The sequence below is a fragment of the Candidatus Electrothrix sp. genome (assembly GCF_052785085.1).
Genome location: NZ_JALAAI010000143.1, coordinates 1 through 8872, shown reverse-complemented (window position 1 = coordinate 8872; position 8872 = coordinate 1). Strand labels below are relative to the sequence as shown.

Here is an 8872-nt window from a genome sequence, read left to right as displayed (position 1 = left end):
GATTTGCTGTCCTGAGTTTGAAAGATTGATTTAGGGTAATGTTAATTCCATAAATTGATCCTGATGTCTTGCAAAAACAGAGCAACAGCCAAAAAAAAATACATTCCTACTTTTTGGGAATGCTCCCGCGATATACATCCTGATCAGCATGTCTGGGAAGCGAGCAGACGGGTCGCTCCATCTGTCTCTTTTCTGTCGGTGCTGCAACAACATAATCAAGAAGCCCCTCACTTTATTTAATACGAGTCTGCTTCAGCTGTAAAGACGGCATAAGGTACTCAAGGTTGCTCCCCAGGCTGGTTACGTCAGCCCCATTGCGGCATTATGCCGTGGTGTTGCGGGATTACCCCGGCTCTGCATAGATTCATTCTGTGCCTGTGCAGGAGTCTGCTGATCTGTCGCAGCATCATTCTGCGGCAGTGCTGAATCGTTTGAACCTGTCGTCGGATCACCCTGCGGTATTTCTGGATCGTTCTGATGTATCGCAGCACCATTCTTCGACGGTGCAGAATGATTCGTACCTATCGCTGCATCATGCAGAGACAGGAAATAATGACGGTGCGCAATATTTTTGTCATTATTCGGTAGTATTTTGTCATGATTCGACAGAAATTCATCATCATTCATAAGGGGATGGTCATGATCCCCCTGTGACGCGACATTATCCCCTTGTGACGCAGGACGATCCCCTTGTGACGGGACATGATCCCCAAGGGGAGAATCATTCGCCCCTGGTGACGCGACATAATCCCCAAAGGGAGAATCATTCGCCCTTGGTGACGCAAGATGCTCCCCTGGTGACGGGATGTAATCCCCAAGGTGTTACCTTGGGCTGGCTACATATAGCCCCTTTGGGGCATAGTGCCATCGTCATCGTAGGGGCACGGCGTGCCGTGCCCTGACGGCGAAATGCCGGATTCCACATACCCCGAAGGGGTTATACAATTCCAGCACGGGGTAACACCCCGTGCATCACTCGCCCCTTGGGAAAGGCAAAAAAACAAAATCACTGTCCGCCGCGCACCAACCGAACCGCATAGTTGTTGTTGCGGTTGGAGGCGCTGGAAAGGCCGTTGCTGAAATAGACGTACCATGCGCTGACCGAGAGGTCGGCAAACGACGACCCGGACCAGTACCAATCAGCTACTGTATTCGGAAAAACCTGCTGATTGATCGTCGGCCTTGCAGAACCCTCGTTGCACCAACCACTCTCTTGGTCTTTTCTTCCCTTACTGCAATACACCAAGGTTTTCAGCTCATCAATGGTTGGCATCCGCCAATCAGCATGGCCTACATATTCAACATTCTTGAAACGCTGCATCGCATCATCCCATGTATACGTTTTGACCTCGCCATCTTCGCAGTTATCACCGGACAAACCTTCTGAACAGCGTTTCCACATCAAACCGGTTTTTGTGTCCGTTATCGTGCCATCGCCGTGATCAATATATTGCCCGATTGTCCTGTCCTGCTGCGGTACGGAAGTGCGAACAGGTTCTACTTTTCCACTACGTTGCGCAGCCTATTTATTATTTCCCCGCCACGCAAAATCATCCCTCCTGCGTTGTTCTGTCTGTGTCACCACAGGAGGAGGCTCCTTCTGTTCCTGCAACGCCTTGGGCACCAGCAGAAAGTCCCCCCACTCATGCCCTGTCATCCGAATATCCCCGTACTGAGGTGTCTGCGGAGCATTCAAAGCCACCGGTCGCCTGATCAGGTCAAAAATGGTATACCCGTCCAGAATTTTTTGATTCTCCCGCAAAGCATCAAGAAATGCCTTGGCAAAAACTGAATGACTCCCTCCTCCGGCATCCCACACCGGCTCTTCACCGCCCGAGGTCAAGGCAGTGCGGGAACGTCTTTCCTGCATTCGCCGGAGCAGTTCGTCCAATCCTGACCCGTCCGGCAGTTTCGCCCCGGAATCCCGTGTCAACAGGCTGCCCGAATAACAGGAATCCGCCACCACCAGCACATGTTTGGCCCGAATTTCCTTCAGCATACTGGTAATTCTTGATGTCGGAATCCAGAAAATATCATTGTCTCTTGCCGCATCAATCGGCTGCCAATATTCAACACCGGTCTTCTTGTTGAGATACCCGTGACCGGCATAGTAAATCAGCAGGTTGTCCGATTCGCGGTTTGCCGTACTGCGCAGTCCGGTTATAGCTTCCATAGTCTGCTGCCACGTCTTATCCAGAAGCAATTCAACCTCAAAGCCGTACTGTTTTTCCAATACCTCAGCCACTGCCAGAGCATCTGCTCTCGGTGTTTTCAGCGGCGTGAGATACTTATAATCCTGATTGCCAATCACCAAAGCATGAAAACGACCAAAGGAAGAAGCAACTGCCGAACCAGCAAAAATCAGAATAACCAAAAAAATACACAGCAATCTTTTCAACATGATCACTCCCCTGCCCCTTCTCCCTTTTGCCGCAGTTTTTCCAATGCGGCACGGGCATCAGCTGCATCCTGAGTTCTTCCGTTTGCTGCCAACAACTCCGCAAGCAGAGAAAGATGCGCAGTCCTGTTGATCTCCGGCCCGTACAAATAGGCCAGTCGCGCCATAGCCAGGGCCTCGCCGATACGTCCTTCTTTCTGCCACACCCTGGCAATATTCGCCAAGTGTACTGCGGCATCAGCAGAAATCATGCCGGGTTTGTCCAGCGTTGCCCATTCCTGATCAAGAGCGACTTCGCTCTCAGCTCTTTCCTGACGTGACGATCCATCAAGCTGCACATGAGGATCAAGGCGAACCTCTGCTTTGCTCGTTGTTTTTTCACCAGTAGGTGTTTTCTCATGAACCTCCTCTGTCTTCATCTGCGGCGGCCCCTGCCAGAGCATAATCCCAATCAGGATCGTGCCAAACAGGGCAAAGTAGGCTCCAGGCCAGAAATCAGTCATGCGCAAAGTAAACAGGCTTGACTCGACCTCTGCTGAAGCCGTCCCCATTCCAGAACGGGCAAGCTCGGCAGGACGATTGAACAGACGGAACCCCAGATAAATAGAAAGCGCACCTATCGCCAGCACGCTCAGGCGATACACCGTGACATACAGCAGAAACTCAGTTGAACCGGACATAGAACCTCACAGGGTCTCTGTTTGATAAAAATAACGGAAACAAGAAAAGAACAGCAGGAGTGTACAAAAAACAACGGGATTCCGCAAGGTCGGTTTGATAAGCGATAATAAAGGGCAACCCCCAAATTGAGTTAAACACTTCCGCTTGACTTCCCCCCATCCCTTGACTAAACTACCACCTGCTTTCAGGTGTCCGCTTTCATAAATAAAGCGGATGAAAAGGGAACCCGGTGTAAATCCGGGACGGGCCCGCCGCTGTAACCGGAGACAACTCTGCATGATGTCAATGCCTTAAAAAGGTGGGAAGGCGCAGGGAAGGACGAACCGGAAGTCAGAAAACCTGCCTGGAAAAATGTTCAAACACCTCGGCAAAGGTATGAACAATATGGACGTTATCTGGGTAGAAAGGGACATCCCGGATCAATTTTTTAATTGGTCCGGGATTTTTTATGCTCTGCGCGCATCAGAATCCCCCGGTCCAGCAGCACAGGGAGATTCCCGTGGAGTTACCTTTTTTTCATTATGCTTGTACTGCTTTGCAGTACACCAACTGCTTTTGCAAGCAAGGGATGGAAGGTGGAGCATAAAAACGCCATTGTCTTAGCCATGTTTGGCACCACTGTTGAGCCTGCCTTGCAAGGATTGCTCAACATCCGAACCAGGATGATGGAAAATTACCCGGAAACCCCGGTAAAAATCGCCTTTACCTCCAACATCATCCGCAAAATATGGCAGGACCGGGCCAAAGACCCGACCTACAGCAAGGCCCATCCTGAAATCCCGGAAGATGTATTGCACGTCAAAACTGTGCTTGCCACCATTGCTGATCTGCAAAACGTCGGCTACGACACCATTATTCTGCAGCCCACTCACATTGCCATGGGAGAAGAATTCCTTGATCTTGGTACTTATGTGGATAGCCTGATGCGCATGGGCACGGTAAAAAAGAAAAAATACAAGCCGTTTCATAAAGTCGTGTTGGGACGCCCTGCTCTGGGCACCTATGGGTTTGATCATCCCTATGCTGAGGATATTAGCGCAGCCGCAAAGGCCCTGGACAAAGACCTGGCAATGGCAGCCAAAGAAAACGCTGCCTTGGTCTACATGGGACACGGTAATGAACATTTTCCCTCTGGAGGTGCTTATCTTGAGCTTGCCCACCGGATGCGTGAACGCTCCCCGGAAACAGTCATCCTGATAGGAAATGTAAAGGGTTTTCCCTCGCTTGAAGATGTGATTGACAAGCTGAAATTAGGCGGGATACAAAAAGTAATATTGAAACCTTGCATGGTTGTGGCCGGAGATCATGCCATGAATGATATGACTGGCACTGATGTCGAGAAACCATCCTGGCAGATGACCCTGGAAAAGGAAGGCTTTGAAGTTATTACGGTCAAAAAAGGCCTTGGTGAACTGGATGCCTTTGCTGATATTTTTGTTCAGCATGCTGCTGATGCGGCCGCTGATGCAGATATCGTGCTGAAGTAAGGTTGCGTACAAGTGGACAAAGGTAAATCTATGGCAGCACGACCGGTATCTACACTTATCACAGGAGCAGGTTTGCTCCTTCTCCTGCTTATTTCCATTGTGATGTCAGCAACAATGGGATTTATGGAGATCCCGGTTGCAACGGTATTGCAGCTTATAACCCATGCCCTTTCATTGGGAAGCGGAGATATGGCTATGGACCCGATTGTGACAGCAGTGGTCATGGATGTACGCCTCCCCCGTATCCTGGCGGCAGTGCTGGTCGGAGGCATGCTGGCCCTCTGTGGCACGGTTTTTCAGGCCATTCTTCTCAACCCACTGGCTGATCCTTACACCTTGGGCATTTCTTCCGGGGCCGCTTTTGGTGCCTCTTTAGTTATTGTGCTTCAGGTTGTGGGCTGGATGCTGCCAACAAGCTTTTCTGTGCCACTTTTTGCCTTTTTGGGCAGTATCGGAACCCTGTTCACAGTACTGGCTCTGGCTTCTGAAGACCGCCGCCTTTCTTCAACCAGCCTGATTTTATCCGGCGTGATTGTTGCCGCTATTCTTTCCGCAGCCATAGGTTTTCTCAAATTCGTTGCTGATGAACAGGTCGGCATTATTATTTTCTGGCTCATGGGTTCCCTGTCCGGGATTTCCCGTCAGAATATTCTTCTCCTGCTGCCTGCCATCCTGATCGGCATGACGGTTTGTCTCTTTTATAGCCGTGATCTTAACATCATGGCCACTGGAGAACGGGCTGCCATCACCCTTGGTATCAATACTGTCCGCCTGCGCTGGGTTCTTCTCATTACCTGCTCCCTTATGACTGCACTCTGTGTTTCAGTCTCAGGCATCATTGGCTTTGTCGGGCTCATTGTGCCCCACCTTCTCCGCCATCTTCTGGGCCCGGATAACAGGCAGTTGATCATCCTTTCTACCTTGGGCGGCGGTCTGCTCCTGCTGGTGGCTGATACAATTACCCGGGCAGTGCTGCCTGCCGAAGTTCCCATTGGTGTACTGACAGCCCTTATCGGTGGCCCTTTTTTTGCCTATATCTTCAAGAAACGACAGCAGGAAAATGGCTGACTCTTCTTCTGATATTCTCTGGCAGCTGGACCAGGTCGATTTTGCCTACAAAAATCAACCTGTGTTAGCAGAGATACAGCTCGCCCTTTCTGCGGGCAAATGTTATGGCATCCTCGGCCCTAATGGCAGTGGAAAAACCACCTTGCTTGATCTGCTCTGTGGGTTATCCCCCCCTGATAAGGGAGACCTGCTGTATCGTGGAACTCCACTGTATCAATGGCAGAAACGGGAACTGGCAAAACGGGTCGCTCAGGTACCCCAGGATTTCCAGGTTCGCTTTGGTTTCTCAGTCCGGGAAGTAGTGGAGATGGGACGCCACCCCCATCTTGGCCGCTTTGCCTCTCTGACCAGCCAAGGGCATGCCCTGGTTGATGCCGTGATGGAAGAGATGGGCGTGGCAGGATTTGCATCGCGCTCAGTCACCCGTTTGTCAGGCGGAGAAAAACAGCGGGTTGCTGTGGCCCGTGCCTTGGTCCAGGACCCAGAGGTATTACTCCTTGATGAGGCCACCTCTAACTTAGATATTTACCATTCCCTGTCCATCCTTGCCCTGATTCGTCGCCGGGTTGTTGAACAAAGTTTGACAGTGGTTGCTGCAATCCATGATTTAAACCTGGCAACGTATTTTTGTGATGAGTTAATCTTCTTAAAAAACGGACAAATTATTTGTCAAGGCCCCACTGACCAAGTGCTGCGGCCTGACATTATCCAGAAAGTGTACGGCGTGGAGGCACAGGTTCGGAAGGATGCCTTTTCCGCCTGCAACCAAGTGAGTTACCGACTCCCTGCTTAGTCATCGAATAAATAATTTTCATGAGTCTCCAAAAACCAACGAGGAAAAAATGTTGCAACATTATCTTATTGCTTTCCTGTTTTCTTGCCTGCTCACAGTTCCGGCCTTTGGCACTCCTATTATTGATAAGGTCGGCAAGGTGATTCAGCCGGACAAGCCCTTTCAACGGATCATTTCCTTATACGGAGCACATACCCGTAACCTGATTGATATGGGGGCTGGTTCACAAATCATTGCCATAGGGCGGAGTGATAAGCAATTGCCGGATCTCCCTAAACTCAGCTTTCGTGATGATCCTGAGCGGCTCTTGGCCCTGAAGCCGGATCTGGTGCTGATTCGTCCCATGCATAGTCGAGCATATCCACAAATAGTGGAACGCCTTGAGGCAAGCAACGTGGCAGTGGTCTCCTTGCAACCTACCTCAGTGGATGAGATGTTCCGCTATTGGGAATATCTGGGTATTCTCAGCGGACACCCGGAAGAAGCCTCACACATGATTGCCCGTTTTGGTGCTGGTCTTGTAGAAATCAACCGCCAGGTAGAACGTATCCCAGAAGAGAAGAGGAAAAAAGTCTATTTTGAATCTATCCACAAACGAATGAAAACCTTTGCCCTCCAATCCATGACAATATTTGTGTTGGAATCTGCTGGTGGTATCAATGTGGCCCAGGATGCGGTCCAGGTTCGTAAAAGCAACATTGCAGCCTATGGGAAGGAGCGTATTTTCTCCAAGGCAAAAAAAATAGACGTCTTTCTGGCTCAAGAAGGACGGATGAATAAGGTGACCACGGAAATGATCCGTAATGAGCCTGGATTTCAGGTTATTAAGGCAGTACAGAATAACCAGATCTTTCTTGTTGATGAAAAGCTGGTCTCACGGCCAACCATGGGGTTGCTGGAAGGGATTACGCAGATTTTCAAAATACTCTATTAAAGGAATCGTCAACTTGAGGTGAGTAAAAAAGGACGGAACAGGTTCGCTCCTACGGCAATTCCCAAATCAAGAGAGAAAAAATAAAAAAAGGCCACTCACGCTCTCTGCGAAAGTGGCCTCTCAACTTAAAACAAGAACTATTATTCAAAGTTAAATTTCGGTGCAATAAAATTTGGTACGCCCTCAGGGTTCATTGGATCCTGCATTGCGTTCATCTGCGCATTCATAGTCGCTGTCCGGGTCGCTGCCATTACTTTGGTACTGACTGCATTACCTATTGTATTTCTGAACTGTGGCATCAAAGGAAGCCTCTTGACCTGTTCTGCTTTTACAATATCTCTTGTCTTTATCATCATTTCTTGGATAATAGATGGATTTGGGCCAACATTCATTCTAATGTCTTCCACTACATTCTGGATGTCTGGATCATCAATGGTCAATGGAAGTTTTATACTCTGCGCTTGGGCATATTGAACAGCAAAAAATGCTGTAAAGGAAACAATCAAGGCGAGTTTAACAGATATTTTTTTCAGTTTCAGCATTTCTATCTCCTTTTTTTAATGAAAACTATTCGTTATATTCATTTTGGAAAGTTATTACGATAACGTTCTATATCCCTTGCTTAATATGACATGAGTAACCTTTCAGGGCATTAAAATTTAAATATTTTTTGTACATTCGTACAGAATCGTACAGAAGGTATTTCTTATCACTCCTGTACGATATCTGTAATAATCTTAGCCGCAAGATACAGCAAGAATCATCTCACTGCATCGTTCAGCGACTTAGAAAGGGGGAGGAGCTATCATACCCGGAATGCCACCATTCGGATTCTTCAACCCTTGGGCCTGAACCGCCATGATCTTCTGCATCATCATTGGCTGCATTTTTCCCATAATTGTAGTATACAGCGGCAGTTGATCAAGAGGACGGTTTGTCATATCGGTGATGACTTGATCTCGAACACCGTTCATCACTGATTTTACCATCGGATCATTCTTGATAGGATTTACTACTCCCTGGATATCCGGATCGCTCACAGGTAACGGAATATCAACAGACTGAGCATTGCTCATGGTGTACGCAGATGCAACCAATGCCAGTGCCAGTGCAACTCTGATTGTTCCTGATTTAATCTTGTCCAACATTTTCTTCCTCCTTTAAAGTTTTCTAAAATAAAGAGTTACTCTATAACCTCGCTTCCTATATTAAAAGATTCTTGGCGGATTGTAAAATTATTTTTACCAATTTTGCATTTTATTTTTTGCCGCTTTCAATTACAACGATCAAACGACAAGATAATGCTACCTTCTCAGTCGTCTTCAGTCATTTTTTTTACAGAAGATGAGATTACAAGTAGTAACCGTTCACCCCCCTCATTCCTCACAAAAAAAGATTGGACAAAAAAAGAAGATCACGATAGTTTAAGGGTCACAACGTTTTTTACGAGATCTATCCACGTTCTGAGTTCGCATGCACCTATCCAGAGAAGAGTTGCGAAAAATAGATAA

The 8872-nt window shown here is 48.2% G+C and carries 11 protein-coding genes and 1 riboswitch; of the genes, 5 read left to right on the top strand and 6 right to left on the bottom strand.

The window, feature by feature from the left end; genetic code table 11:
• Positions 1-300 precede the first annotated feature (300 nt).
• Positions 301-627, bottom strand: coding sequence for a hypothetical protein (locus tag L2082_RS16895; protein WP_446009943.1), 327 nt, complete (start codon positions 625-627; stop codon positions 301-303).
• A 23-nt stretch (positions 628-650) separates the two neighbouring features.
• Here L2082_RS16895 and L2082_RS16890 point away from each other — a divergent pair, with 23 nt between their 5' ends.
• Positions 651-902, top strand: a complete 252-nt coding sequence (locus L2082_RS16890; RefSeq protein WP_446009942.1) for a hypothetical protein — start codon at positions 651-653, stop codon at positions 900-902.
• A 104-nt stretch (positions 903-1006) separates the two neighbouring features.
• Here L2082_RS16890 and L2082_RS16885 read toward each other — a convergent pair whose 3' ends face one another.
• The 3 genes from L2082_RS16885 to L2082_RS16875 all read right to left on the bottom strand — a co-directional run bounded on the left by L2082_RS16885 (position 1007) and on the right by L2082_RS16875 (position 3078).
• Positions 1007-1426, bottom strand: coding sequence for an Lcl C-terminal domain-containing protein (locus tag L2082_RS16885; protein WP_446009944.1), 420 nt, complete (start codon positions 1424-1426; stop codon positions 1007-1009).
• Between the two features lie 96 nt (positions 1427-1522).
• Positions 1523-2401, bottom strand: coding sequence for a caspase family protein (locus tag L2082_RS16880; protein WP_446009941.1), 879 nt, complete (start codon positions 2399-2401; stop codon positions 1523-1525).
• A gap of 2 nt (positions 2402-2403) precedes the next feature.
• Positions 2404-3078, bottom strand: coding sequence for a hypothetical protein (locus L2082_RS16875; protein WP_446012006.1), 675 nt, complete (start codon positions 3076-3078; stop codon positions 2404-2406).
• A gap of 170 nt (positions 3079-3248) precedes the next feature.
• Positions 3249-3440, top strand: a riboswitch (cobalamin riboswitch).
• A 214-nt stretch (positions 3441-3654) separates the two neighbouring features.
• Here L2082_RS16875 and L2082_RS16870 point away from each other — a divergent pair.
• The 4 genes from L2082_RS16870 to L2082_RS16855 are packed head-to-tail and all read left to right on the top strand — an operon-like array spanning position 3655 to position 7361.
• The gene (locus tag L2082_RS16870) at positions 3655-4566 is read left to right on the top strand and encodes a sirohydrochlorin cobaltochelatase (protein WP_446009939.1); all 912 of its coding nucleotides are present in this window, start codon (positions 3655-3657) and stop codon (positions 4564-4566) included.
• Between the two features lie 30 nt (positions 4567-4596).
• Positions 4597-5634, top strand: a complete 1038-nt coding sequence (locus tag L2082_RS16865; protein WP_446009938.1) for a FecCD family ABC transporter permease — start codon at positions 4597-4599, stop codon at positions 5632-5634.
• Positions 5627-6427: an ABC transporter ATP-binding protein gene (locus L2082_RS16860; RefSeq protein WP_446009937.1), complete on the top strand. Its 801-nt coding sequence runs from the start codon at positions 5627-5629 to the stop codon at positions 6425-6427. Before L2082_RS16865 ends, L2082_RS16860 begins: the two co-directional genes overlap by 8 nt.
• A 49-nt stretch (positions 6428-6476) precedes the next feature.
• Positions 6477-7361, top strand: a complete 885-nt coding sequence (locus L2082_RS16855) for an ABC transporter substrate-binding protein (protein ID WP_446009936.1) — start codon at positions 6477-6479, stop codon at positions 7359-7361.
• A gap of 140 nt (positions 7362-7501) precedes the next feature.
• Here L2082_RS16855 and L2082_RS16850 read toward each other — a convergent pair whose 3' ends face one another.
• Positions 7502-7903 carry a hypothetical protein gene (locus L2082_RS16850; protein ID WP_446009935.1) on the bottom strand — a complete coding sequence of 134 codons (402 nt, stop codon included), beginning with the start codon at positions 7901-7903 and terminating at the stop codon, positions 7502-7504.
• Between the two features lie 243 nt (positions 7904-8146).
• Positions 8147-8509 (bottom strand): hypothetical protein, encoded by a 363-nt coding sequence (locus L2082_RS16845; protein WP_446009934.1) that lies wholly within the window; start codon positions 8507-8509, stop codon positions 8147-8149.
• Between the last annotated feature and the right edge of the window lie 363 nt (positions 8510-8872).